22 protein-coding genes and 3 tRNA genes are annotated in these 24,005 nt (G+C 70.9%); 13 read left to right on the forward strand and 12 right to left on the reverse strand.

All coding sequences use genetic code 11. The annotated features are described in order from the left end of the window. Positions 1-357 precede the first annotated feature (357 nt). From ACIRF8_RS25525 to ACIRF8_RS25535, 3 genes are all read left to right on the forward strand, one after another. Entirely contained in the window at positions 358-2,187 is a 1,830-nt protein-coding gene (locus ACIRF8_RS25525; protein WP_404218045.1) for a hypothetical protein, read from the forward strand. A 253-nt stretch (positions 2,188-2,440) separates the two neighbouring features. Beyond that, entirely contained in the window at positions 2,441-3,883 is a 1,443-nt protein-coding gene (locus ACIRF8_RS25530) for a N,N-dimethylformamidase beta subunit family domain-containing protein (RefSeq protein ID WP_404218210.1), read from the forward strand. Positions 3,884-4,015: 132 nt separating this feature from the next. Continuing rightward, positions 4,016-4,918: a phosphoribosylaminoimidazolesuccinocarboxamide synthase gene (locus ACIRF8_RS25535; protein ID WP_404218047.1), complete on the forward strand. Its 903-nt coding sequence runs from the start codon at positions 4,016-4,018 to the stop codon at positions 4,916-4,918. A 75-nt stretch (positions 4,919-4,993) separates the two neighbouring features. Here the strand turns inward: ACIRF8_RS25535 and ACIRF8_RS25540 are convergent. The 8 genes from ACIRF8_RS25540 to ACIRF8_RS25575 form a co-directional block, all read right to left on the reverse strand. Beyond that, positions 4,994-5,066: transfer RNA gene (locus tag ACIRF8_RS25540), tRNA-Gly, on the reverse strand. A gap of 46 nt (positions 5,067-5,112) precedes the next feature. After that, positions 5,113-5,721 (reverse strand): response regulator, encoded by a 609-nt coding sequence (locus tag ACIRF8_RS25545; RefSeq protein ID WP_404218049.1) that lies wholly within the window; start codon positions 5,719-5,721, stop codon positions 5,113-5,115. After that, positions 5,718-6,965: a sensor histidine kinase gene (locus ACIRF8_RS25550; protein ID WP_404218051.1), complete on the reverse strand. Its 1,248-nt coding sequence runs from the start codon at positions 6,963-6,965 to the stop codon at positions 5,718-5,720. Before ACIRF8_RS25550 ends, ACIRF8_RS25545 begins: the two co-directional genes overlap by 4 nt. 19 nt (positions 6,966-6,984) lie before the next feature. Further along, positions 6,985-7,767, reverse strand: a complete 783-nt coding sequence (locus ACIRF8_RS25555; RefSeq protein WP_404218053.1) for an ABC transporter permease — start codon at positions 7,765-7,767, stop codon at positions 6,985-6,987. Further along, positions 7,764-8,747, reverse strand: a complete 984-nt coding sequence (locus tag ACIRF8_RS25560; RefSeq protein WP_404218055.1) for an ABC transporter ATP-binding protein — start codon at positions 8,745-8,747, stop codon at positions 7,764-7,766. Before ACIRF8_RS25560 ends, ACIRF8_RS25555 begins: the two co-directional genes overlap by 4 nt. A 125-nt stretch (positions 8,748-8,872) precedes the next feature. Then, positions 8,873-8,948, reverse strand: a tRNA-Gly gene (locus tag ACIRF8_RS25565). Positions 8,949-9,042: 94 nt separating this feature from the next. Continuing rightward, positions 9,043-9,114, reverse strand: a tRNA-Gly gene (locus tag ACIRF8_RS25570). A 147-nt stretch (positions 9,115-9,261) separates the two neighbouring features. Next, positions 9,262-9,582: an Lsr2 family protein gene (locus tag ACIRF8_RS25575; RefSeq protein WP_404218058.1), complete on the reverse strand. Its 321-nt coding sequence runs from the start codon at positions 9,580-9,582 to the stop codon at positions 9,262-9,264. A 349-nt stretch (positions 9,583-9,931) separates the two neighbouring features. Here ACIRF8_RS25575 and purS point away from each other — a divergent pair, with 349 nt between their 5' ends. The 6 genes from purS to ACIRF8_RS25605 all read left to right on the forward strand — a co-directional run bounded on the left by purS (position 9,932) and on the right by ACIRF8_RS25605 (position 15,682). After that, entirely contained in the window at positions 9,932-10,207 is a 276-nt protein-coding gene (gene purS, locus ACIRF8_RS25580) for a phosphoribosylformylglycinamidine synthase subunit PurS (protein ID WP_404218060.1), read from the forward strand. Continuing rightward, complete coding sequence (gene purQ / locus ACIRF8_RS25585; protein WP_324774090.1) at positions 10,204-10,887, forward strand: phosphoribosylformylglycinamidine synthase subunit PurQ; 684 nt, start codon at positions 10,204-10,206, stop codon at positions 10,885-10,887. The genes purS and purQ overlap by 4 nt, the downstream gene beginning before the upstream one ends. Then, positions 10,884-13,145 (forward strand): phosphoribosylformylglycinamidine synthase subunit PurL, encoded by a 2,262-nt coding sequence (gene purL, locus ACIRF8_RS25590; protein ID WP_404218063.1) that lies wholly within the window; start codon positions 10,884-10,886, stop codon positions 13,143-13,145. Before purQ ends, purL begins: the two co-directional genes overlap by 4 nt. A gap of 170 nt (positions 13,146-13,315) precedes the next feature. Beyond that, on the forward strand, positions 13,316-13,828 hold the full coding sequence (locus ACIRF8_RS25595) for an ArsR family transcriptional regulator (protein WP_404218065.1): 513 nt from the start codon (positions 13,316-13,318) through the stop codon (positions 13,826-13,828). A gap of 72 nt (positions 13,829-13,900) precedes the next feature. Beyond that, positions 13,901-14,752 (forward strand): M23 family metallopeptidase, encoded by an 852-nt coding sequence (locus ACIRF8_RS25600; RefSeq protein WP_404218067.1) that lies wholly within the window; start codon positions 13,901-13,903, stop codon positions 14,750-14,752. A gap of 93 nt (positions 14,753-14,845) precedes the next feature. Beyond that, complete coding sequence (locus tag ACIRF8_RS25605) at positions 14,846-15,682, forward strand: sterol carrier family protein (protein WP_404218069.1); 837 nt, start codon at positions 14,846-14,848, stop codon at positions 15,680-15,682. Positions 15,683-15,728: 46 nt separating this feature from the next. Here the strand turns inward: ACIRF8_RS25605 and ACIRF8_RS25610 are convergent, their stop codons facing one another. Both ACIRF8_RS25610 and ACIRF8_RS25615 read right to left on the reverse strand, forming a co-directional pair. After that, complete coding sequence (locus tag ACIRF8_RS25610) at positions 15,729-17,150, reverse strand: sulfatase (RefSeq protein ID WP_404218071.1); 1,422 nt, start codon at positions 17,148-17,150, stop codon at positions 15,729-15,731. A 135-nt stretch (positions 17,151-17,285) separates the two neighbouring features. Continuing rightward, entirely contained in the window at positions 17,286-17,381 is a 96-nt protein-coding gene (locus ACIRF8_RS25615; RefSeq protein ID WP_404218073.1) for a putative leader peptide, read from the reverse strand. 306 nt (positions 17,382-17,687) lie between these two features. Between ACIRF8_RS25615 and purF the strand changes: the two genes are divergently transcribed. Together purF and purM are read left to right on the forward strand one after the other, a co-directional pair. Then, positions 17,688-19,214, forward strand: coding sequence for an amidophosphoribosyltransferase (gene purF, locus ACIRF8_RS25620; protein WP_404218075.1), 1,527 nt, complete (start codon positions 17,688-17,690; stop codon positions 19,212-19,214). Between the two features lie 45 nt (positions 19,215-19,259). Further along, complete coding sequence (purM, locus tag ACIRF8_RS25625; RefSeq protein ID WP_404218077.1) at positions 19,260-20,354, forward strand: phosphoribosylformylglycinamidine cyclo-ligase; 1,095 nt, start codon at positions 19,260-19,262, stop codon at positions 20,352-20,354. 130 nt (positions 20,355-20,484) lie between these two features. Here purM and ACIRF8_RS25630 read toward each other — a convergent pair whose 3' ends face one another. Together ACIRF8_RS25630 and ACIRF8_RS25635 are read right to left on the reverse strand one after the other, a co-directional pair. Then, the gene (locus ACIRF8_RS25630) at positions 20,485-20,751 is read right to left on the reverse strand and encodes a DUF3073 domain-containing protein (protein WP_404218079.1); all 267 of its coding nucleotides are present in this window, start codon (positions 20,749-20,751) and stop codon (positions 20,485-20,487) included. A gap of 263 nt (positions 20,752-21,014) precedes the next feature. Continuing rightward, on the reverse strand, positions 21,015-22,136 hold the full coding sequence (locus ACIRF8_RS25635; protein WP_404218081.1) for a Leu/Phe/Val dehydrogenase: 1,122 nt from the start codon (positions 22,134-22,136) through the stop codon (positions 21,015-21,017). Positions 22,137-22,376: 240 nt separating this feature from the next. Between ACIRF8_RS25635 and ACIRF8_RS25640 the strand changes: the two genes are divergently transcribed. Both ACIRF8_RS25640 and bldC read left to right on the forward strand, forming a co-directional pair. Beyond that, complete coding sequence (locus ACIRF8_RS25640) at positions 22,377-23,228, forward strand: hypothetical protein (RefSeq protein ID WP_404218083.1); 852 nt, start codon at positions 22,377-22,379, stop codon at positions 23,226-23,228. A 509-nt stretch (positions 23,229-23,737) separates the two neighbouring features. After that, the gene (bldC, locus tag ACIRF8_RS25645; RefSeq protein ID WP_003949541.1) at positions 23,738-23,944 is read left to right on the forward strand and encodes a developmental transcriptional regulator BldC; all 207 of its coding nucleotides are present in this window, start codon (positions 23,738-23,740) and stop codon (positions 23,942-23,944) included. The last annotated feature ends 61 nt before the right edge of the window (positions 23,945-24,005 follow it).

Here is a 24,005-nt window from a genome sequence, read left to right on the forward strand (position 1 = left end):
AAACAGGCCTCAGCGGAGCGCCGGGCGAGTGTCACCTTCTCTCGCCCGGCGCTCCCATGTCAGCCACCTTTGCCCAAAGCCATTCCATCGAGTGACCGATCCCCCATCCGGCTGACGATGCTCCCGACCCCAACTAGGGTGCGGCGCACGGAGTTCGGACCCCCAGGTAGTGAACCCCCGGCCCGTCGGGAATCGTCCCGGTGACGGACAGAACCAGACGGACCACCGGCATTGCGATGTCAGTGGCGGGTGCCACAGTGGGGGAGTGAGCAACGCCACCAGTGTCCTGCCGCGGGTCTCGGCCCGCGGTCGGGCAAAAGGTACGGGCAGCAGGGGGTGACATCGGTCGTGTCCGGTATGGGTGTGGAAGCGGGTGCGCAGGCTGCGCGCTCCCGGGCCGTCGCCGTGCTGCGCATCCGCGGCAGGGCCACGGCGCTGGCCCTGTTGCCCGCCGCCGCGTCGGTGATCCTGCTCGCGGGCGGCGCCACCGGGCATCTGACGGGCGGGGGTTGGGACGCCGCGCGGTTCGTGGTGACCGTTCTCGCGGTGCTCGTCCTGCTCGCCGCCGCGGCTGTCGCGCTGGTCGTGGCGCGTGCCAGGCCCGCTCTCAGCCCGACCGTCCCGATCGCCGAGGAGACGGCCCCCGACCTGTACCGCCTGGTGCGTGACCTGGCCGACCGGCTGGACGTTCCGGCGCCGTCGGCCATAGCGCTCACCCCGGACTGCGACAGTTGGCTGGAGGACCGTACGCATCCGGCGCACGGCCCGCCGCGGACCTCGGCGGGCGGTGGCGGCAAGCTGCCCGTGGCGCCGGTCCTGGTCATCGGCTCCCCGTTCCTGTGGTGGATGCGGGTGGCCGAGCTGCGCGCCGTCCTCGCCCCGGTCGTCGCCGGTACGGGGCCCTCGGCCCACCCCGACATAGCGGCGGCCCGGCGCTTCGTGCGCGGCCTCGACGCCGCCGTCGCGGTCGCCGCCGCCCCCGGGCGCGGGCCCGTGGCCAGAGCCGCGCTGAGCGGTGTCGGCCGGGTCGCGCGCCTCATGCTGCGCGGCTGCCGGGTGCACGCCGCCGAGATGGAGCGTGGCGTCGCCGCCGCCGGTGCCGAGCGCGCCCAGGCCGTGGACTACGGGCTGAGGATCGTCGCCCAGGAGCAGGTCGGGCTCGCGTACGCGGGCTGGGACCGGCTGCTCACCCGGGTCGCGCTGCCCGCCTGGCGCATGGGCCGCTGGCCGTCCCGCCTGGATGTGGGTGTGGTCGCCGCCCTGACCGAGCTGTCCCGCCGCGACCGGCTCGCGGAGGGGTTTGCGTCCCGGCTCGGCGAGCGCCCCGCCTGCGACCTCTTGGAGGAGCCGGGGGCCGTGGACGAGGCCGCCTCCCTGCTCGCCGCGCGCCTCTTCCACGGCGGACCCGCCGAATCCGGGCCCGACTGGGCCCCGGTGGACTGGCACGAGTACCCGGACGAGGTGGTCGACCGTACGTGGCGCACGGACGCCGCCCGCCTGCACCGGGTTCTGGACAATCTCGGTGTGCGCAGCGCCCGTGCCGACGCCCCCACCGCCGCCGAGGGCCCGACCCTGGCCCGGGTCCTCGACCATCTGGCCACGGACCCCGCCCCCCGCCCGGAGGACCAGCCCCCCGCGGCCGACCGGTCGCCCTCCGCCCCCTCTGCCCCATCGGCCCCCTCTGCCTCATCGGTGTCTTCGGTTCCCTTGGCCCCCGCGGCGATCCCGGCCGCACCGCCGGAGACGTACACCGACGCCGAACTCGACGCGCTGCTCTCCCCGGCCCCCCGCCCCGAGGCCGACTCGCTCTCCGCCGGGCTCAGCGCCGAGCTGGCACGCGAGGAGGGGGCGCGTCCGACGCCGTCCGCGCCGACCAGCAGCGGCCCGGACGACGCGTTGTGGGACGAGGGCGCGCTGCCGTTGTTCCCGCTGCAACCTCCGCGCAGCGGCAGGGAGCTGCTGGCCGACCACGTCACCGCGATGGTGTGCTGCGCGGCTGTGGACACGGCCGGCGCCGCCCCCGGCCTGGACTGGCTCGACGGCCCGGCGCTGCTGGTCGGCGGGGAGCGGGCGGGGGACCTGGCACCGCGCGTCCTGAGCCTCGTCGAGGACGGCGACCCCGAACCGCTGAAGGGCTGGCTGGCCCGGCTCGGCATCCGCCCGGAGAAACCCGTGCGCCTCGTCTGACCCCGCCGTATCCGGAGGTAAACGTTCCACTCTCGCCAATTCGAGACGAACGGTGACGGAGTGCGTGCGTAATGTGATGTGCTGGGATCGGTGGCGGAACAACACCGCGCACCAGGGCTCGGGGCGAGGGAGGGGAGCAGCCATGGGGCCGGAGAGCGTAGGGCCGGACAGCGTGGGGCACCCGGAGGACGCGGCAGCGCGGAGCGCCGTACCGCCACCCCGCCCGCGCACGCTGCGCTGGGAGTCGGGGGCGATGGCGCACGCCGTCAGCGACCCGTTCGGCCAGGGACCGCTGCCGTGGCTGCGCGGCAGCGAGCTGTATTTCGACGACACGGGCCAGGTCGTCCCCTGGTACGTGGATCCGGCCGTGCAGTCCGGCACGGGCGGTCTCCCGGCGCCGCGCACCAGCGGCCCCCGCACCGCCGACGACGTACGCCGCCAGATCAAGGGCTTCGCCTCGACCGGTGCCGCCTCCCCCGGTGAGTCGATCGACTTCCACATCACGGTCGATCCGCCGCAGCAGTTCAGCGTGGACATCTACCGCATCGGCCACTACGCCGGTGACGGCGCCCGCAAGATCACCACCAGCCCGCGCCTGTCCGGCATCGTGCAGCCCGCCCCGCTGACCGCCGACCGTACCGTCTCCTGCCACCACTGGTGGTTGTCCTGGCGGCTCCAGATCCCGTCGTACTGGAACGTGGGGGCGTACGTCGCCGTCCTCACCACGCTCGACGGCTACCGCTCGCACGTGCCCTTCACGGTCCGCGACTCCCAGCCCGCCGACCTGCTCCTGCTGCTCCCGGACATCACCTGGCAGGCGTACAACCTCTACCCGGAGGACGGCCGTACCGGCGCCAGCCTCTACCACGCCTGGGACGACGAGGGCCGCCTCCTCGGCGAGAGCGAGGCCGCGACGACGGTCTCCTTCGACCGGCCGTACGCGGGCGCGGGCCTGCCCCTGCACGTCGGCCACGCCTACGACTTCATCCGCTGGGCCGAGCGCTACGGCTACGACCTCGCGTACGCCGACGCCCGCGATCTGCACGCGGGCCGCGTCGACCCCACCCGCTACCGGGGCCTGGTCTTCCCCGGCCACGACGAGTACTGGTCGGCGAACATGCGCCGGACCACCGAGCTGGCCCGCGAGAAGGGCACCTCCCTCGTCTTCCTCTCCGCCAACACCATGTACTGGCAGGTGGAGCTCGGCCCGTCCGCGTCCGGGGTGCCGGACCGCCTGCTGACCTGCCGCAAGCGCAGGGGGCCGGGGAAGCCCGCGCTCTGGCGGGAGATCGACAAGCCCGAGCAGCAGCTCCTGGGCATCCAGTACGCGGGCCGTGTCCCCGAGCCGCACCCCTTGGTCGTCCGGAACGCGGACCACTGGCTGTGGGAGGCGACCGGCGCCCATGAGGGCGACGAGATCGACGGCCTGGTCGCGGGCGAGGCCGACCGCTACTTCCCGCGCACGGCCCTGCCCGAGCACCAGGACCGCATCCTGCTGGCCCACTCCCCGTACCGCGACGGCGACAAGGCCCGCCGCCACCAGGAGACGTCCCTGTACCGGGCGCCGTCGGGTGCGCTGGTCTTCGCGTCCGGGACGTTCGCCTGGTCCCCGGCGCTCGACCGTCCGGGCCACGTGGACGCGCGGGTCCAACGGGCGACGGCGAACCTGCTCGACCGCATCTGCAAACGGGATTGAGACGGGGCCCGGACGGGACTGAGACGGCCCGAGCGGACCGCGCCGACCGGGCCGGTCGGCGGACCCATGGCCAGAACTCGTCCCCCGGTACGGGAGAATCAGAGCACATGTAGAGAACCACCGGGAGGAACCATGTCCGGATTCGTCGAAAAGCCCGAACCAGCGCAGGTCCCGGGCCTGGTCCACCTCCACACCGGCAAGGTGCGCGAGCTGTACCAGAACGACGCGGGTGACCTGATCATGGTCGCCAGTGACCGCATGTCGGCCTACGACTGGGTCCTGCCCACCCCCATCCCGGACAAGGGCCGGGTCCTGACCCAGCTCTCGCTGTGGTGGTTCGAGCAGCTCCAGGACCTCATGCCGAACCACGTCGTCTCCACGGAGCTGCCGGCCGGTGCCCCCGCCGACTGGGCGGGCCGCACGCTCGTCTGCAAGTCGCTGGAGATGGTCCCGGTCGAGTGCGTGGCCCGCGGCTACCTCACCGGCTCCGGCCTCGTCGAGTACAAGGCGTCCCGTACGGTCTGCGGTCTCGCTCTGCCCGAAGGGCTGGAGGACGGCTCGGAGCTGCCCGCGCCGATCTTCACGCCCGCCACGAAGGCCGAGGTCGGCGAGCACGACGAGAACGTGAGCTACGAGGAGGTGGCCCGCCGGGTCGGCGCGGAGACCGCCGCGCAGCTCCGCCAGGCGACCCTCGCCGTGTACGGCCGGGCCCGGGACATCGCGCGGGAGCGCGGCATCGTCCTGGCGGACACGAAGTTCGAGTTCGGCTTCGACAAGGACGGCTCGCTGGTCCTCGCCGACGAGGTGCTGACCCCGGACTCCTCGCGCTTCTGGCCGGCCGATCAGTGGCAGCCGGGCCGCGCCCAGCCCAGCTACGACAAGCAGTTCGTCCGGGACTGGCTGACGTCCGACGCCTCCGGCTGGGACCGCAAGAGCGAGCAGCCGCCGCCGCCCCTGCCCGAGGAGGTCGTGGCCGCGACGCGCGGCAAGTACATCGAGGCGTACGAGCTGCTGACCGGGGTCCCCTGGGCGTAGCACGCGCACCGGGAAGCCCCCGGGAGACGCCGAGAGCCCCGGTCCTTGATCAGGACCGGGGCTCTCGCTTCTCGGAGCGAACGACCGGGTTCGAACCGGCGACCTCAACCTTGGCAAGGTTGCGCTCTACCAACTGAGCTACGTTCGCAAAGCGCCGCTTTCGCGGTGCTCCGTGCGCCGAAGCGCGACGCCTACTATACCCAACCTCGCTCGCGTGCGATCCGCACCGCCGCATGACGGTTCTCGGCGCCGAGCTTCGTCGCGGCCGAGGACAGATAGTTCCGTACGGTCCCCTGCGAGAGGGCCGCCCGCTCGGCGATCTCCGTCACCGGCGCCCCGTCGGCGGCGAGCTCCAGCACCTCGGCCTCGCGCGCGGTGAGCGGCGAGTCCCCGGCGGAGATCGCGTCGGCAGCCAACTCCGGGTCCACGTAACGGTTTCCCGCGTGCACGGTCCGGATGATCTCGGCGAGCCGCTGGGCGCTCACGGTCTTCGGCACAAAGCCGCGCACCCCCGCCGCGAGGGCCCGCTTCAGGTGCCCGGGGCGGCCGTGGCTGGTCACGATCATGGTCCGGCAGTGGGGGAGTTCGGCGCGGAGGGTTGTGGCGACACTCACACCGTCGGCGCCCGGCATCTGGAGGTCGAGGACGGCGACGTCCGGAGCGTGTGCCCGCGCCATCGCCAGGGCCTCGGGCCCGCTGGCCGCCTCGGCGACGACGACCAGATCCTCCTCCAGGGCGAGCAGGGCGGCGAGGGCGCCGCGGATGAGGTGTTCGTCGTCGGCGAGCAGGACGCGCAACGTCATCGGACCGCCTCCCGCGCGCGGGGCGCCGACACCGCCGCCGCCGGTACCGGCACGGCCGCGACCAGGCGGAAGACGCCCGTCCGCACCATCCCGGCCTCCAGTGTTCCGTCCAGCACGGCCAGCCGTTCCCGCAGCCCGGCGAGCCCCGATCCGCCCACCGCGGCGTCGACCGCCCCGGCCCCGTCGTTCTCCACGGTCAGCACCACTCCTCGCGCCCCGATGTCCAGCCCGACCGAGCAGACCTCGGCGGCGCCGTGCCGCAGCACGTTCGTCGTGGCCTCCCGCACCACCCAGCCGAGCGCGGACTGCACCTCGGGTGGCAGCCCCGCGGCCGACCCGGTCACCGAGCAGTCGATCCCGGCCGCGCTCAACACGCCCCGCGCTCCCGCGAGTTCCGCTCCGAGATCGGCCTCGCGGTATCCCCGTACGACCTCACGCACTTCCTTCTGCGAGTCCTGCGCGATGCGCTGCACCTCGATCATCTGGGTCACGGCGTCCTCGGTCCTTCCGCGCCGGGCCAGTTGCACGGCCAGCTCGCTCTTGAGGGCGACCACGGCGAGGTTGCGGCCCATGACGTCGTGCAGATCGCGGCCGAACCGCAGCCGCTCCTCGGCGACGGCGAGCCGCGCCTCGACCTCGCGGGCGTGCTCGGACTCCCACATGACGGAGAGGTTCCAGGCGCTGCACCGGGCGCACAGCAGTTCCAGGGGGACGCTGAGGCCCAGCACGGCGCCCATCCCGATGAGTTGGCCGATCCCGGCGCCCACGGCGGCGAACAGGGCGAGGGCCGCAGCGATCCCCAGGCCGCTGCGCCTGAGGAACGTCCGCATCGGCACGGTCAGCACGTACGCGCAGCCGAACGGCATCGGCGCGAACAGCAGCGGCAGGACGACCAGGCTGTCCTTCACGCTGTCGGTCGCGATGAGCGCGGCGATCAGGCCGAGCGCCACCACGAGGAGCCCGCCCGCCGCGCGCGTGTGGACGCGGGGCACGGGACCGCGCCCCAGGTACTGGTCCAGGGCGCTGCGCACATGGAAGTCGCCGACGACGCACTGGGCGACGCTCACGGCGGCCAGCGCGGCGCCGAGGACGAGCGCCGGGCCGTCGTGGCGCAGCGACCCGGCGAGCGTCGGCCCCGACCAGGCCACGAAGTACAGCCAGTTCACCGAGCGCAGCATGAGCCGGCTCTGCCACTCGACCCGTTCGACCTTGCTGCGCTCCCGCCACCGGCCCCATGTCCGCACCGCTACGCTCCCGCCCGCTTCACCGCCGCGGCTCCCACCGGAACCACCGTCGTACAGCAAACACCGCGAGGATGATCCAGGCCACCGCCGTGGCGACGGCGCCCAGGGCGTCGTACGCGGTCAGCTCGCCGCTCCAGCCGCCGCGGATCAGAGTGAGGGCCGGGGTGAGCGGCAGCAGTTCGCAGACGGAGGCCAGGGTGTCCGGCATGACCTCCAGCGGGACGACCGTGCCGGAGCCGAGCATGGAGACGAGCAGCATCGGCATCGCGGCGACCTGGGCGCTCTCCACGCTGCGGCTGAAGACGGTGGTCACCGCGGCGAGCGCGACACACAGCGGGATGCCGAGGAGCAGCCCGAGGACGGCGTAGTGGAGCGCCCGGGGGGCGCCCACGTCGAGCGCCACGGTGCAGGCGACCGCGAGGACGACGCACTGGACGAGCCCGATCGCGACGGAGGGCAGCGCGGCTCCGGTGAGGATCTCGGCGTCGCGCAGTTCGCCGGTGCGCAGCCGCTTGAGGACCAACTCCTCGCGCCGTGCCGCGTACACGCTGACCAGCGCGCTGTAGACGGCGAACAGCAGCGAGAAGCCCATCGCCGAGGACAGGACGACGACACCGACGCTGAGCCCGGTGCCCTTCAGCGCCTTCTCGTCGAGCGACATGCCGGCGCTGAACGGCAGCACGAGGGGTACGAACACGGCGCTGAACAGCACGCCCTTGCTCCGTCCGATGAGCGTCAGCTCGGCGCGCGCGAGGGCCCGCAGGCGCCCGGCCGGGGTCGTCATCATCGTCACCGTGCTCATGCCGCCATCTCCTTGGCCCGCTGTTCGTCCCGCTGCCCGGTCTCGTCCTTCGCGTCCCGCGCGATCCGCAGGAAGGCTTCTTCGAGTGAGGCCCCGCGCACGTCGAGCCGGCGCAGTTCGACGCCCGCGTCCCTGGCCCACAGCAGCACGCCGGTGGCGGCCCGCTGGAGCTCGTCGGTACGCAGCCGGACGAGGCGCCCGGTCAGCTCGTGCCCGGTCACGCCGAGCGGGCCGAGCGGCGGCAGATCGCCCAGGTGGTAGCCGTCGGGCAGTTCGAACGTGATGTGCGAGGGCTGTGCGGCGACGACCTCGTCGACGCGGCCCTCGGCGGCGATCCGGCCCTCGTGCAGGATGGCGAGCCGGTCGGCGAGCGCCTCGGCCTCCTCGAGGTAGTGCGTGGTCAGCAGGACGGTGGTGCCGTCGGCGCGGAGCGCGCGCACCAACTCCCAGGTCTCGCGGCGCCCTTCGGCGTCGAGTCCGGTCGTCGGTTCGTCGAGGAACAGCACCTCGGGGCGTCCCAACAGCGCGAGCGCGAGGTCGAGCCGCCGCTTCTCGCCGCCGGAGAGCTGTTTGACGCGGACCGTGCCGCGGCCGGTGAGTCCGACCATGTCCAGGGCTTCCGCCACGGGCCGCGCGCCGCTGGTGCAGCCGGCCCACATGCGGACGGTCTCGGCGACGTTCAGCTCGGCGGGGAAGCCGCCTTCCTGGAGCATCACGCCGATGCGCGGCCGTACCCGGTCGCGTTCGGTGTACGGGTCGTGCCCGAGAACCCGTACCCGGCCGCCCGCGGGCGCCGCGAGTCCTTCGAGGAGTTCGACGGTGGAGGTCTTGCCCGCGCCGTTGGTGCCGAGAAGCGCGAAGAGTTCGCCGCGGCCCACGGAGAAGCTGACTCCGCGCACCGCCTCGAAGGAACCCCGTCGGCTGTCCCCGTACACGCGGCGCAGATCAGTGACGTCGATCACGCGCTCGTTGCTGGTCATGTGTCAAGCCTCGCGGCGGCCGGGGCGCGGTGGCAGTGCGCGGTGTCATCGGCGCACATGACAAATGTCAGAAGCCGTCGAGGCATGCGAAAGCCCCGAATCCAATGGGATTCGGGGCTTCGATATGGAGCGAACGACCGGGTTCGAACCGGCGACCTCAACCTTGGCAAGGTTGCGCTCTACCAACTGAGCTACGTTCGCATTGCCTCCGACCAGTTCGCTTCCCGAAGAAGCGGCCCGATCGGCGCGAGCATCAGCCTACCGCACCCAGAAGAGTGATCGGTACGCGATGCGGAGCGGGTGACAGGAATTGCACACTGCGCCTTCCCCCTGGAAGGGGGATGTTCTACTACTGAACTACACCCGCGTGACCCCGTGAGGTGCGGCTTTTTCGGCCTTGCCCCTCGGCGTGCTCCAGACTCTAACTGACCGCCGGGGGTGCAGCGCAAGTCGGTTGCCCCGAGGGGTTCCTGACGGGGTTCCTGACGGCGGGGCCGGATGCTCCGCCGACTCCTCAGTTGGCCTCGGCGAACGCCTCGTAGACCCGCTTCGGGATCCGGCCGCGCGGCGGGACGTCGAAGCGGTTGGAGCGGGCCCAGGCGCGTACCGCCGCGGGGTCCGGGCTGAGGTCGGTGCGGGTGAAGGCCTTGCCGGTCCTGGCGGAGCGCTTGCGCCCCGCCAGGAGGTACGGGGCGAGGGCCTTGCGGAGTTCCTTGGCATTGGCCTGATTGAGGTCGATCTCGTACGACCTGCCGTCGAGCCCGAAGACGACCGTTTCCGCCGCTTCTCCGCCGTCGATGTCGTCAAAGAGAGTGACCACGACACGCTGCGCCACGAATATCGGTCCCTTCGTCCGGCATCCCCGCTTTGACGTGCGGTGATGTCGACTGTCCAGCTCTTGTCGAGCAAAGCTCGGGCAATATCGTGCCCCGAGTTCAGGCGGGTTGCCTGTATGCGCCATTTCCTTTTTACCCTGCCCGGCAATGCGCTGGGAAGCCCAGCTAAAAACCTCCGCGTGTCCGCCGGGTGGGTTATCCGGACTCTTTCCCTGAATTTTCCGCGTGGATCTCCTGTCGTTGCCGTAACGTGATCCGGCTCTCGTAGCTTCCTACTGTCTACGCGAGTAGAAGTTTTGGGCGGGTACGCTGAACGGACCTGCTCAGCACCACACACCGGGAGTGCCAGTGGCACGCGTCGTAGTCGACGTCATGCTCAAGCCGGAGATCCTCGACCCCCAGGGCCAGGCGGTGCAGCGTGCGCTGCCGCGCCTCGGTTTCGACGGCATCTCCGACGTTCGTCAGGGAAAGCGATTCGAGCTCGAAGTGGACGGGCCGGTGGATGAAGCCGCCCTCGCCCGTATCCACGAGCTCGCGGAAAGCTTCCTCGCCAACACGGTGATCGAGAACTTCACCGTCAAGGTGGAAGAGACCGCACCGTCCGCGGTGGGGGCCGAAAAGTGACCGCTCGTATTGGCGTCGTCACCTTTCCGGGTTCCCTCGACGACCGGGACACCCAGCGCGCGATCCGTCTTGCCGGTGCCGAGCCGGTCGCCCTCTGGCACAAGGACAAGGATCTGAAGCAGGTCGACGCGGTCGTCCTGCCGGGCGGATTCAGTTACGGCGATTACCTGCGCGCGGGTGCCATCTCGCGTTTCTCGCCGGTCATGGAGACGCTGATCGACCAGGCGAAGGCGGGCCTTCCCGTCCTCGGCATCTGCAACGGATTCCAGGTCCTCACCGAGGCCCACCTGCTTCCCGGCGGCATGCTCGGCAATGACCACCTGCACTTCATCTGCCGCGACCAGAAGCTGCGCGTGGAGAGTGCGGACACCGCCTGGACCGCCGACTACGAGGCTGGCCAGGAGATCCACATCCCGCTGAAGAACATGGACGGGCGGTACGTCGCCGACGAGCGCACGCTCGACATGCTGGAGGCGGAGGGCCGCGTCGTCTTCCGCTACCTCGACGTCAACCCGAACGGCTCGCTGCGCGACATCGCCGGCATCACCAACGAGGCGGGCAACGTCGTCGGCCTGATGCCGCACCCGGAGCACGCCGTGGAGCCCCTCGTCGGCTCCGGCCGCACCGACGGCCTCCCCTTCTTCACCTCGATCCTCAAGAAGCTGGTCGCCGCCTCATGAGCCTCGACACCGTAGAGAACGCGAGCAAGACCCCCGACGTCGAGCTCCCCTGGGCCGAACTCGGCCTGAAGAAGGACGAGTACGAGCGGGTCGTGGAGATCCTCGGCCGCCGCCCGACCGGCGCCGAGCTCGCCATGTACTCGGTCATGTGGTCCGAGCACTGCTCGTACAAGTCCTCCAAGGTCCACCTGCGCCAGTTCGGCGAGAAGGCGCCGCAGTCCGACGCCATGCTCGTCGGCATCGGTGAGAACGCCGGTGTCGTGGACGTCGGCCAGGGCTACGCCGTCACCTTCAAGGTGGAGTCCCACAACCACCCCTCCTACGTCGAGCCCTACCAGGGCGCGGCCACGGGCGTGGGCGGCATCGTGCGCGACATCATCGCCATGGGTGCGCGCCCCGTCGCCGTCGTGGACCCGCTGCGCTTCGGCGCCGCCGACCACCCCGACACCAAGCGCGTCCTGCCCGGCGTCGTCGCCGGTATCGGTGGCTACGGCAACTGCCTGGGCCTGCCGAACATCGGCGGCGAGGTCGTCTTCGACGCCTGCTACCAGGGCAACCCGCTGGTCAACGCCGGTGCCATCGGCGTCATGCGGCACGAGGACATCCACCTCGCCAAGGCGTCAGGCGCGGGCAACAAGGTCATCATGTACGGCGCCCGCACGGGCGGCGACGGCATCGGCGGCGCCTCCATCCTGGCCTCCGAGACCTTCGACGACGCCAAGCCGTCGAAGCGCCCCGCCGTCCAGGTGGGCGACCCGTTCCAGGAGAAGCTGCTCATCGAGTGCACCCTGGAGGCGTTCGCCGAGAAGCTCGTCGTCGGCATCCAGGACCTCGGCGCGGCCGGTATCTCCTGCGCCACCAGCGAGCTGGCGTCCAACGGTTCGGGCGGTATGCGCGTCGAGCTTGACGACGTACCGCTGCGCGACTCCACGCTCTCGCCCGAGGAGATCCTCATGAGCGAGTCGCAGGAGCGCATGTGCGCCGTCGTGGAGCCGGAGAAGGTCGACCGCTTCCTGGAGATCTGCGAGAAGTGGGACGTCATCGCGACCGTCATCGGTGAGGTCACCGACGGCGACCGCCTGGAGATCTTCTGGCACGGCGAGAAGATCGTCGACGTCGACCCGCGCACGGTCGCCCACGACGGACCGGTCTACGAGCGCCCCTACGCGCGCCCCGAGTGGCAGGACGCGCTCCAGGCCGACGACGCGAACAAGCTGCCCCGGCCGACGACCGGTGACGAGCTGAAGTCGCAGGTCCTGGCGCTCGTCGCCTCGCCCAACCAGGCGTCCAAGAAGTGGATCACCTCGCAGTACGACCACTTCGTGCAGGGCAACACCGTCCTCGCACAGCCCGAGGACTCGGGCATGATCCGCATCGACGAGGAGTCGGGTCTCGGCGTCGCCATCGCGACCGACGGCAACGGCCGGTTCGCGAAGCTCGACCCGTACACGGGCGCGCAGCTCGCCCTCGCGGAGGCGTACCGCAACGTCGCGACGACCGGCGCCAAGCCCCTCGCCGTCTCCGACTGCCTGAACTTCGGCTCGCCCGAGGACCCGGCCGTCATGTGGCAGTTCGCGGAGGCCGTACGCGGTCTCGCCGACGGCTGCCTCCAGCTCGGCACCCCGGTGACCGGCGGCAATGTCTCGCTCTACAACCAGACGGGCGAGGCCGCCATCCACCCGACGCCGGTCGTCGCGGTCCTCGGCGTCATCGACGACGTGGCGCGGCGCACGCCGGTCGCGTTCCGGGAAGAGGGCCAGCTCCTCTACCTGCTCGGTGACACCCGCGAGGAGTTCGGCGGTTCGGCCTGGTCGCAGGTGATCCACGACCACCTGGGCGGGCTGCCGCCGCAGGTCGACCTGGAGCGCGAGCGGCTGCTCGGCGACATCCTCATCTCGGCGTCCCGCGACGGCATGATCGACGCCGCGCACGACCTCTCCGACGGCGGCCTGATCCAGGCCGTGGTCGAGTCGGCGCTGCTCGGCGACAAGGGTGCCCGGCTGGTCGTCCCGGACGGTCTCGACGCGTTCACGTTCCTCTTCTCGGAGTCGGCGGGCCGCGCGGTCGTCGCCGTGCCGCGCAGCGAGGAACTGCGGTTCAACGACATGTGCGGGGCGCGCGGGCTGCCCGTCACCCGCATCGGTGTCGTGGACGGCTCGGGCGCGGACGCGGCGGTGGAGGTGCAGGGCGAGTTCACCCTGCCCCTCGCGGAGCTGCGTGAGGCGCACGAGGGGACGATCCCGGCGCTGCTCGCCTGAGACCCCCTTCCCCGGGGCCGCAAGTCCCGAAGACAGGTTCTGAGCCCTCTGCCCGTGCTGGGCAGGGGGCTCTGCCGTGCCCGGTCCGAATCCCACGCACGGGTCCCTCGAACGAGTGGTCACCGGATGCGGGTCTTGTCGGCTTCTACGTAATTACGTAATCTCGACGCATGACGGAACTTGAGCGACGGGTCGCCGAGCTGGAGCGGCGCCTCGACGTCCTGGAGAGCGGCCCGGCGGCCCCGACGGTCGCACCGGGCACGTTCTGGGCGCTCGAAGGGCTGAAGGAGCAGCTCAGCGAGGTCGCGAGCGGCGGTGTGCTGTTCACCGGCGCGGTCCGGCTACCGGGCGGGGACGCGGAGGAGGGCCGCAGATACGAGTGGCAGTACGGGGCTGTCACCGACGAACTGCTCGCGTCCGACTGGACCGACATGGCCGAGGCGTTCGCCGCGCTCGGGCACGCGCTGCGGCTCCGGCTGCTGCGCGAGGTCCTCGGCGGCCGGACCTCCGCCACCGAGCTGGCCGAGCTCGACGACGTGGGGACCAGCGGCCAGATCTACCACCACCTACGGCAGTTGACCGCCGCCGGGTGGCTGCGCTCCGCGGGGCGCGGGCGATACGAGGTACCGGCGGGGAGGGTCGTGCCGCTCCTGGTGGCACTGACGGCGGCCCGACCCGTCTGAGGACACGGACGAGCGGGCCGCACAACGGGACGAACAACGGGACGAACAACGGGCCGCACCACTGGGGGAGTCATGACCGTACGCAAGGCCGCGATGGTGTGCTACCGGCTGCTTCAGCTCGCGTTCTTCACCATGATCGTCGGGGAGTTGTTCGACGGCTGGCCGTTGCCCTGGGGCTGGGCCTTCGTGCCGGGAGGGCTCGCCCTGGTGCTGGCCCTCGCCATCGGCCGGTCCCGGCCTCGTCCGTGCCGTGAGGCCGCCGGGCGGGAACCGGTCGAGGTGGCCCCGCCCGTCCGTGGACGCTGGTCCGCGTTGAACAGCCCGGCCGACAAGGTGCCGAGCCACGGCACGCACGCGTACGGGCAGACGTACGCGATAGACATCGTGGCGGAGGGCGACACCGTCCAGGCCGACGGAGAGCGGGGGCGCCCCGAGTCCGCCGCGGTGTGGCCGGTGGCCCGGCGGCCCCGCGACTTCCCCGCGTTCGGCGAGCCGCTGTACGCCGTCGCCGATGCCACCGTGGTCCACGCCTCCGACTGGCGCCGCGACCACCTCAGCCGCACCTCCCTGGCCGGGCTCGCCTACTTGATGCTGGTGGAGAGCGCGATACGGGAGGTCGTCGGTGCGGGTTGGATCGTCGGCAACCACATCGTGCTCGACCTGGGCGACGGGGTCCACGCCCTGTACGCCCACGTGCGACGCGGCTCCGTCATGGTTCGCCCCGGTGACCGGGTGCGGGCCGGTCAGATGCTGGCCCGGTGCGGGAACTCCGGCAACTCCTCGGAGCCGCACGTCCACTTCCAACTGATGGACGGCGCCGACCTGGACTCGGCAACGGGGATCCCGTTCCGCTGGAGCGGGGTGGGGGTGCCGAGAGGGAAGGAGATATTCACCGTGAACCGGAATCTGTCCGAGCGGGCTTAGCGGCCCCCGGGGCTCAGGGCTCAGGGCTCAGGGCTCGGGGCGCGGGTGCGGGTGGCCGGAACCGTGGTGCGCGGCGGGCGTAGGGTCGCCGTCATGACACCTTCGCCGCATTCGCCGACCGGGAGCGGCGCGGGCGCCTCGGCCAAGAAGCGCACGCGTGCCTACGCCTCCGCCAAGATCCGTGACGCCGTCCTGACCCAGTTCGGGAACGTACGCAAGGCGGCCGAGGGCCTCACGTCCGAGCAGCTCGACGGGCCGACGCGGCTCGGTGGATGGACCGTCCGGGACCTGCTCGCGCACCTGTCGATGGCCCTGGGCGCGCTCGACCGGTTCCTCGCGTCGCCGGAGCCGACGAAAGCCGAGGTCGCCGCGTTGGACTGGCCGTTCGCCACGGCTGCCGGTGCGGTGGCGATCGACGACCGCAGCCGCTCCCTCGCCCGGGACAACTCCGATGTGTCGGCGCTGCTCGCCCGGACCGAGGAGCGCTTCAGGGAGATCCTGGGGACCACCGGCGACACCCGGGTTCTTCCCGTGCCGGCCGGGGCGATGTCCTTCGCCGACTACCTGGTCACCCGCGCCGTCGAGCTCGTCGTCCACACCGACGACCTGAACGACGCGGTGCCGGGAGTCGAGGTGCCCTTCGACCGGCAGGCACTGGCCGCCTGTACCCGGCTGCTCGCCGACGCGCTCGCCGTGAAGGCGCCGGGCGCCTCGACGGAGGTGCGGATCCCGCCGTTCGCCGTCGTCCAGTGCGTCGAGGGCCCCCGGCACACCCGGGGCACCCCGCCGAACGTCGTGGAGACGGACCCGCTCACCTGGATCCGTCTGGCCACGGGACGTACACGCTGGTCGGTGGCGATCGACGACGCGCTCGTCAGCGCGAGCGGTGAACGGGCCGATCTCACAGCGGTCCTGCCGATCATGGCGTGAAGCCCGCCGGACGGAACCGATGCCGGGACCGCCCCACCCCGGGGGATCACGCCGGGTACGGCAGCAGCTCCTTGTCCTTCTTCTCCCAGACGGCCTTCAGCTCGGCCAGCAGCTCCGGCCGGTCGGCGGCCCGGTCGGCCTGCTCGCGTCGGTCGGCGGAGAGGTTGAACAACTGATCGGGGCCGCCCTTGCCGCGGTAGTACTTCCAGTCGCCGCGCCGCACGGCCCGTTCCCCGCGCACCCGCCAGAACAGGTCGCGCTCGGCGAGCTTCTCACCGCGCAGCAGATACCCGGCGAGGCTGGTCCCGTCGAGCGGGTACGCCTTGTCGGGCCTGGCCCCGCCGATCTCCAGGAGCGTGGCCGTCCAGTCGGGTGTGAAGACGGGCTCGTGGCTGACCTGCCCGCCGTCGAGCCGCGCGGGCCAGCGCACGATCGTCGGGACGCGGATGCCGCCTTCCTGGAGGGAGGACTTGTTGCCGGACAGCGGCCAGTTGTAGGAGAAGCGCTCACCACCGTTGTCGGAGGCGAAGAAGACGAGGGTGTCCTTCTCCTGCCCCGAGTCCTTCAGCGCCTTCAGCACCTGCCCGACCGACCGGTCCAGGTCCTGGACCATCTCCGCGTACTTCTCCACGGAGCCGCCGTCGTCGTGGAACAGCGCCCGCCCGTCCCCGGCCTTGATCTTCCGTACGATCTCGGCGCTGGCCTCCTCGTCCCCGTCGGCTATCCACGGCCAGTGCGGGGTGGTGAAGTTCAGGTTGAGCAGCCACGGCTTGTCACGGTGGTCGCGCCGCACGTACTCGCTCGCCCGCTCGGTCAGGATCCGCGTGTAGTACCGCAGGTCCTTGTACTCGGCGTCCCCCTCCTTCACGTCCCCCTCGTACAGGTCGTACTCGCCGCCGAGCCCCAGCTTCGAGTAGTACTCCAGGGCCCCGCCGAAGTTCCCGAAGAACTCGTCCCAGCCGGACTTGGTCGGCGAGTAGTCCGGCAGATAGCCGCAGTGCCACTTGCCGATGAGCGCGGTCGCGTACCCGGCGCCGCGCAGCAGCGAGGCGAGGGTGGGGTGGTTCGGGTCGAGGCCGACGGACCGGTCGGCGATCGGCTCGGCGAGCCCGCCCTTCGTGCGCCCCGGATACCGGCCCGTGTAGAGGCTGAACCGGGTCGGCGAGCAGGTCGCGGAGCCGCTGTACGCGTCGGTGAACCGCACTCCCTGCCGGGCCAGCCTGTCCAGGTTCGGCGTCTTGATGTGCGGAGCGCCGTACGAGGAGAGGTCGGCCCAGCCCAGGTCGTCTCCCAGGATGAACAGGATGTTGGGCCGCTTGGCGGGCCGGTGGGCCGCGGCCCGGAACGGACGTTCCGAGGGCGCCGCTTCGGCGGGCGCCGCCGTGGTGCCGAGCGCGGCGACGGTCGCCGAGGCACCGATCACCCCGCCGAAGGCGCGCCGGGACAGGTTCGAGGCATGCGAGGACATGAAGGGGCTCCGGATGAGCTGAGGAGGAGGAAAGAAGGGGTCACGCTCCTCCGGCGCGAAGGAGCGGAACACAGCGGAACAGCGGAGCAGCGGAACACTGCGGAACGCTGCGGGAAATGCGGGCAGGGGCAGAGCTCAGGCGCGGCGACAGATCGCGCTGGCGACACGGACGAGGTCGACGTGCCGGCGCGCCACGAGGGTGACCGTGCGGTCACCTGAGGGCTGCTGCATGATCCAGGACCATGCCGAGGGCGACGTACACCTGTCAACGGCCCGTCCGCAGTGCGGACGTGCGGAGTGCGTCCCGTCACATTCGAAGCGGTCGGTGCGCCGGAGCGGGACCCGCCCCGTGTCCGGCTGGGCGCAACCCCCGCCGACCCCGTCAGGGCCTGGCGTTGCGGGGGTCACGAAGCCCTCGGGGCCACCCCGCGCTACGCGCGTCCCGTGTCTTCCGACAGACGCGGCCGGTCCTCGCGGACGTAGGAACCCACGGTCCCCAATTCGGACCAGTGGTCGATCTCGCCTACACTCGGTGGCGTGCCACGTGGTGACGGTCGACTCAATCATGATCTGCTCCCCGGCGAGAAGGGCCCCCAGGACGCTTGCGGCGTCTTCGGTGTCTGGGCTCCGGGTGAAGAGGTCGCCAAGCTCACTTACTTCGGGCTCTACGCCCTCCAGCATCGGGGTCAGGAATCCGCGGGAATCGCGGTCAGCAACGGCTCCCAGATCCTCGTCTTCAAGGACATGGGCCTCGTGTCCCAGGTCTTCGACGAAACCTCCCTCGGTTCCCTCCAGGGTCATATCGCGGTCGGTCACGCCCGCTACTCGACCACAGGGGCCTCCGTCTGGGAGAACGCCCAGCCGACGTTCCGCGCCACCGCGCACGGCTCGATCGCGCTCGGCCACAACGGCAACCTGGTCAACACGGCGCAGCTCGCCGAGATGGTCGCCGCACTCCCCAAGGAGAACGGGCGGGCGACGCAGGTCGCCGCCACCAACGACACCGACCTCGTCACCGCCCTGCTCGCGGGCCAGGTCGACGACGACGGCAAGCCGCTGACCATCGAGCAGGCGGCCCCCAAGGTGCTGCCCCAGGTCCAGGGCGCCTTCTCGCTCGTCTTCATGAACGAGAACACCCTGTACGCGGCGCGCGACCTGCAGGGCATCCGCCCGCTGGTCCTCGGCCGTCTGGAGCGCGGCTGGGTCGTCGCCTCGGAGTCCGCCGCGCTCGACATCTGCGGTGCCTCCTTCGTCCGCGAGATCGAGGCCGGTGAATTCGTCGCGATCGACGAGAACGGCCTGCGAACGTCCCGTTTCGCCGAAGCAAAGCCCAAGGGCTGTGTCTTCGAGTACGTCTATCTCGCCCGCCCCGACACCGACATCGCGGGCCGGAACGTGTACCTCTCCCGCGTGGAGATGGGCCGCAAGCTCGCCAAGGAAGCGCCGGTCGAGGCCGACCTCGTCATAGCGACCCCGGAATCGGGCACCCCCGCCGCGATCGGCTACGCCGAGGCCAGCGGCATCCCCTTCGGCGCCGGTCTGGTGAAGAACGCCTATGTGGGCCGTACTTTCATCCAGCCCTCCCAGACGATCCGCCAGCTCGGCATCCGTCTGAAGCTGAACCCCCTCAAGGAAGTGATCAAGGGCAAGAGGCTCGTGGTCGTCGACGACTCGATCGTCCGCGGCAACACGCAGCGCGCCCTGGTCCGCATGCTCCGTGAGGCCGGCGCGGCGGAGGTCCACATCCGGATCTCGTCCCCGCCCGTGAAGTGGCCGTGCTTCTTCGGCATCGACTTCGCGACCCGCGCGGAGCTCATCGCCAACGGCATGACGGTCGAGGAGATCGGCACCTCGCTGGGCGCCGACTCGCTCTCGTACATCTCCATCGACGGCATGATCGAGGCGACCACCATCGCCAAGCCGAACCTGTGCCGCGCCTGCTTCGACGGCGAGTACCCGATGGACCTGCCCGACCCCGAGCTGCTCGGCAAGCAGCTCCTGGAGACGGAACTGGCAGCCGGTCCGGCGGCCACGGCCGCGAACGACGCGATCCGTCGTCCGTAGGTCCCGCAGACCTCCGTAGCATCGACACGAAAGCTCTCCATCACCATGTCTACTGAGTCTTCCGAGCGTGCTCCGCACGCGGGTTCCGGTGCCAGCTATGCCTCTGCGGGCGTGGACATCGAGGCAGGCGACCACGCCGTCGAGCTGATGAAGGAGTGGGTGAAGAAGACGCGGCGCCCCGAGGTCCTCGGCGGCCTCGGCGGCTTCGCCGGCCTCTTCGACGCCTCCGCCCTCAAGAAGTACGAGCGACCTCTCCTGGCCTCCGCCACCGACGGCGTCGGCACGAAGGTCGACATCGCCCGGCGTCTCGGCGTCTACGACACCATCGGCCACGACCTCGTCGCGATGGTCATGGACGACATCGTCGTGTGCGGCGCCGAGCCGCTGTTCATGACCGACTACATCTGCGTCGGCAAGGTCCACCCCGAGCGCGTCGCCGCCATCGTGAAGGGCATCGCCGAGGGCTGCGTCCTCGCGGGCTGCGCCCTCGTCGGCGGCGAGACGGCGGAACACCCCGGCCTGCTCGGCCCGGACGACTTCGACGTCGCGGGCGCCGGCACGGGCGTCGTGGAGTACGACAACCTCCTCGGCCCGGATCGCATCCGAACGGGTGACGCGGTGATCGCGATGGCGTCCTCGGGACTTCACTCGAACGGGTACTCGCTGGTCCGCCACGTCCTCTTCGACCGCGCCGGGATGGAGCTGGACCAGCAGGTCGACGAGCTCGGCCGGACGCTGGGCGAGGAGCTTCTGGAGCCGACGAAGATCTACTCCCTGGACTGCCTCTCCCTCACCAGCACCACCGAGGTCCACGCCTACAGCCACATCACCGGCGGCGGCCTCGCGGCGAACCTGGCCCGGGTGATCCCGGACGGCCTGCACGCCACCGTGGACCGCTCCACGTGGGCCCCGGGCGCGATCTTCGACCTCGTCGGCAAGGCCGGTCAGGTGGAGCGCCTGGAGCTGGAGAAGACGCTGAACATGGGCGTCGGCATGATGGCGATCGTGCCGCAGGAGTCGGTCGACGTGGCCCTCACGACCCTCGCCGACCGCGGCGTGGACTCCTGGGTGGCCGGCGAGATCACCGAGCGCGGCGCGCACACGACGGGCGCCGAACTCACCGGCGACTACGCGAAGTAAGCCCGCGCGGGGGCGGTGCGGACAGCACAAAACCCGGTCCGGCGTGGTGACCACCCCGGACCGGGTGAGTGCAGCAGTAAGCAGAGATCAAAAACGCAGAAATCAGTTACGTGCTGACAGTGCTACGAGGTCAAGCGCCGCGGCGCTGAGACGAGGGACCGGACTCGTCGGAGTCCTCGTCCTCGCCCTCGTTGTACAGCTCCGCATAGCGGGCGTACGGGTCGTCTTCCTCGTCGTCGTCATCGAAAGGCTCGCCGTTAGGCGGCTGATTCGATACTGGGTTCGACGTCGATGCGCCCAGCTCATTGGCCAGACGCGACAGATCAGTCCCGCCGCTGCTGTACTTCAGCTGGCGGGCGACCTTCGTCTGCTTGGCCTTTGCCCGGCCGCGCCCCATGGCTCGACCCCCTCGGATACGGGGCTCGACGGCCCCAGAGTCTTGACACGCGTTCATGAACTGGAACGGGCTCCCCGTAAGGAGCTCGGTCCGTAGGGCTTCCACGGTACCTGAGCCCACGCCCATACGGTACGTCGCCCGCAGGACGCGCGTGTGCGCAGGACCAGCAAGGAGCCCTGTCCTCGCTGGTCAGCAGCGATTTTAACCTCTTCTGGGCGAGCGACCCGCCGATCGGCGTGACTCTCGTTACGTGGACACGGCGATCAGCGCCCCGAACGTGCCTCAGCCATCCGCTGTTCGGCGATCCGGTCCGCCGCCGCGGCCGGCGGAATCCCGTCCGCCTTTGCGCGCGCGAAGATGGAAAGCGTGGTGTCGAAGATATTCGAGGCCTTGGCTTTGCACCTGTCGAAGTCGAAACCGTGCAGTTCGTCGGCGACCTGGATCACGCCGCCCGCGTTCACCACGTAGTCCGGGGCGTAGAGGATGCCCCGGTCGGCGAGGTCCTTCTCGACGCCCGGGTGCGCGAGCTGGTTGTTGGCGGCGCCGCACACCACCTTGGCGGTGAGGACCGGGACGGTGTCGTCGTCCAGGGCGCCGCCGAGCGCGCAGGGGGCGTAGATGTCCAGGCCCTCCAGGCGGATCAGCGTGTCCGTGTCGGCGGCGACCGAGACCTCGGGGTGCCGGTCCGTGACGCGGCGCACGGACTCGGGGCGCACGTCGGTCACCACGACCTCGGCGCCGTCCGCCAGCAGATGCCCGACCAGGTGGTGCCCGACCTTGCCCACGCCCGCGACGCCGACCTTGCGGCCGCGCAGCGTCGGGTCGCCCCACAGGTGCTGGGCGCTGGCCCGCATGCCCTGGAAGACGCCGTAGGCGGTGAGCACGGAGGAGTCGCCCGCGCCGCCGTGCTCCGGGGAGCGGCCCGTCGTCCAGCGGCACTCGCGCGCGACCACGTCCATGTCGGCCACGTACGTGCCGACGTCGCAGGCCGTCACGTACCGGCCGCCGAGCGAGGCGACGAACCGGCCGTACGCGAGCAGCAGCGCCTCGCTCTTGAGCACGGCCGGGTCGCCGATGATCACGGCCTTGCCGCCGCCGTGGTCGAGGCCGGCCAGGGCGTTCTTGTAGGACATGCCGCGCGCCAGGTTCATCGCGTCGGCGACGGCGTCGGCCTCGGAGGCGTACGGGTAGAAGCGGGTACCTCCGAGGGCCGGGCCCAGGGCGGTGTCGTGGAGGGCGATGACGGCCTTGAGGCCGCTCGCGCGGTCCTGGCAGAGCACGACCTGCTCATGTCCGCCCTGATCCGAGTGGAAGAGGGTGTGCAGGACGTCCCGGGCGGCGAAGGGGCCGGAGGGGGTGACAGCGTCGCCGGTCACATCGGTCACTGTGGTGACTCCCAAGTACATAGCGGCGGTTGGGCGGAATCCCGTGCGGGTGGCGGGCCTTCCGTCGTTCGTGGGCACGAGGTTAGAACGTGTACGGGCCCGCCACGGCCGCAGTGCCGAGGATCACTCTCTCGCGTGCAGGGGCGGCGGAAGTACGGTCGAATCCGCCGCGTCCCGCGCGCCCCCGCCGTGGGACGATTTGCAGTGTTTCCATCCGATGGGCGGGGGAGGGGAGCAGCCGTGCCCAAGGTGTCGTCGGTGTCCGTCCCGTATGCGGCGTACCTGCGCGTGTACGAACCTCTCGCGGCCTTCCCGCAGCCGGAGCGGGATCACTGGGAGCGGTACGCGAAGCGCGAGCACCACCCCTCCTACCAGGACGAACTCCGCCGTTCGCTGGCCGACCTGCTGCCCACTCCGCCGGTCCCGGTGCCGGTGCACGAGAGCGACGACGCGTTCGTGATCGAGGTCGAGGGGGTGCTCTGCGTCTGCCCGTGGCGCACCCGGCTGCGCGGCTGGCAGGCGCTGGACGAGCTGCCGGGGCAGTTGCCGGCGCCGGTGCTGGACGCGGTGCTCCCGCCGGTGGTGCGCCGGCAGGCGTCGGACGACTACGAGCGCTGGCTGGAGCGGAATCCGGACGCGCGGCCCTGGATCCGTACGTCGACGTGGCAGGTGCCGCTGCACTGGTTCGTGCTCGTCTCCGACGAGGAGCGCGCGTACGAGGCGAAGACGGGCGAGGGCGGTGCGGGCGGGCCTTCGCTGCGCTACCGCACGCCGATGGTGCAGGCGCGGCGCCGGGTCGCCCGCGGGCTGAGGGCGCTGCGGGACGCGATCGACGAGGGGCCGCTGATCGAGGGCCTGATGGATGTGGGCCGCTGGCTGGAGGAGTTCCACCCGCGCTCGTACGTCGAGCTGGACTACGGCGGGCTCGTCCACACCCTGTCGCCCGGCCTCCTGGACGAGGACCACTCGGCGGCGGACGTCGCCGAGGGCATCGAGGCGCTGCGGCGCGGTGACGGAGCCGCGGCGGGGGAGGCGTACGCCCGGCTCGTGGAACGCTGGCGGGCGGTACGGGATCGACTTCACGCCAACTGACGGCGCCAACTCTCGCGGGCCCGGGGCTCCTTAGGGACCTACGTCCTGATCCGGGCTTTTGGCTCAAGCGTGACGGACTGCACTAAGTTCACCCTTGCGCCCATCGCCCCTCCTCGTGCCAAAATAGGACAAGGAGTCCGGGGAGGGCTCCATCCGTTCATGTATGGGCACCCATGTACCGCTATGCCTATCTATGGACGGACTACTCAGCATTGCACTGTCGCTGGGGGGTCTGACGACTCCTGATCACTGTGTGACTGATCGTCACTGTGGCGTGACTGTCCGCTATGGCATGGTCCATCGGCTTCCGTCGCTGATGAACACCTGGGAGGGCAATTCCATCGGTTTGGCCGACGAGGCTGGACGGATGGTGTAGTTGTAGTGCCGAGGACAAGCCGTTCGTCCTATAACCGACTCGACCCGTGTCCGCCATTTCGGGCAACGCGGGTCAAGGTGCAGAATTTAAAGGAAAGAACCGAGAAGGTTCGGTTCTCCCGAGGAGGCCGCTCATGACCGCTCGCACCCCTGATGCCGAGCCGCTGCTGACCCCCGCCGAGGTCGCCACGATGTTCCGCGTGGACCCGAAGACGGTCACGCGCTGGGCAAAGGCTGGCAAGCTCACGTCGATTCGTACGCTCGGCGGGCACCGCCGTTACCGCGAGGCCGAGGTCCGCGCACTGCTTGCGGGCATTCCGCAGCAGCGCAGCGAGGCCTGAGGCACCGCATAACGCAGCTTTACCGGGCGTTTCGGGTCCCCCAACCCGTTCCGCGCCCACC

The sequence above is a fragment of the Streptomyces sp. NPDC102406 genome (assembly GCF_044765725.1).
Taxonomy (GTDB): Bacteria; Actinomycetota; Actinomycetes; order Streptomycetales; family Streptomycetaceae; genus Streptomyces.

Bases quoted from the DNA above. Each gene is read 5' to 3' on its own strand.
- ACIRF8_RS25525 (WP_404218045.1), top strand. From the start codon at position 358: ATGGGTGTGGAAGCGGGTGCGCAGGCTGCGCGCTCCCGGGCCGTCGCC.
- ACIRF8_RS25530 (WP_404218210.1), top strand. From the start codon at position 2,441: ATGGCGCACGCCGTCAGCGACCCGTTCGGCCAGGGACCGCTGCCGTGG.
- ACIRF8_RS25535 (WP_404218047.1), top strand. From the start codon at position 4,016: ATGTCCGGATTCGTCGAAAAGCCCGAACCAGCGCAGGTCCCGGGCCTG.
- ACIRF8_RS25545 (WP_404218049.1), bottom strand. From the start codon at position 5,721: ATGACGTTGCGCGTCCTGCTCGCCGACGACGAACACCTCATCCGCGGC.
- ACIRF8_RS25555 (WP_404218053.1), bottom strand. From the start codon at position 7,767: ATGAGCACGGTGACGATGATGACGACCCCGGCCGGGCGCCTGCGGGCC.
- ACIRF8_RS25560 (WP_404218055.1), bottom strand. From the start codon at position 8,747: ATGACCAGCAACGAGCGCGTGATCGACGTCACTGATCTGCGCCGCGTG.
- purL (WP_404218063.1), top strand. From the start codon at position 10,884: ATGAGCCTCGACACCGTAGAGAACGCGAGCAAGACCCCCGACGTCGAG.
- ACIRF8_RS25595 (WP_404218065.1), top strand. From the start codon at position 13,316: ATGACGGAACTTGAGCGACGGGTCGCCGAGCTGGAGCGGCGCCTCGAC.
- ACIRF8_RS25600 (WP_404218067.1), top strand. From the start codon at position 13,901: ATGACCGTACGCAAGGCCGCGATGGTGTGCTACCGGCTGCTTCAGCTC.
- ACIRF8_RS25605 (WP_404218069.1), top strand. From the start codon at position 14,846: ATGACACCTTCGCCGCATTCGCCGACCGGGAGCGGCGCGGGCGCCTCG.
- ACIRF8_RS25610 (WP_404218071.1), bottom strand. From the start codon at position 17,150: ATGTCCTCGCATGCCTCGAACCTGTCCCGGCGCGCCTTCGGCGGGGTG.
- ACIRF8_RS25615 (WP_404218073.1), bottom strand. From the start codon at position 17,381: ATGCAGCAGCCCTCAGGTGACCGCACGGTCACCCTCGTGGCGCGCCGG.
- purM (WP_404218077.1), top strand. From the start codon at position 19,260: ATGTCTACTGAGTCTTCCGAGCGTGCTCCGCACGCGGGTTCCGGTGCC.
- ACIRF8_RS25630 (WP_404218079.1), bottom strand. From the start codon at position 20,751: ATGGGGCGCGGCCGGGCAAAGGCCAAGCAGACGAAGGTCGCCCGCCAG.
- bldC (WP_003949541.1), top strand. From the start codon at position 23,738: ATGACCGCTCGCACCCCTGATGCCGAGCCGCTGCTGACCCCCGCCGAG.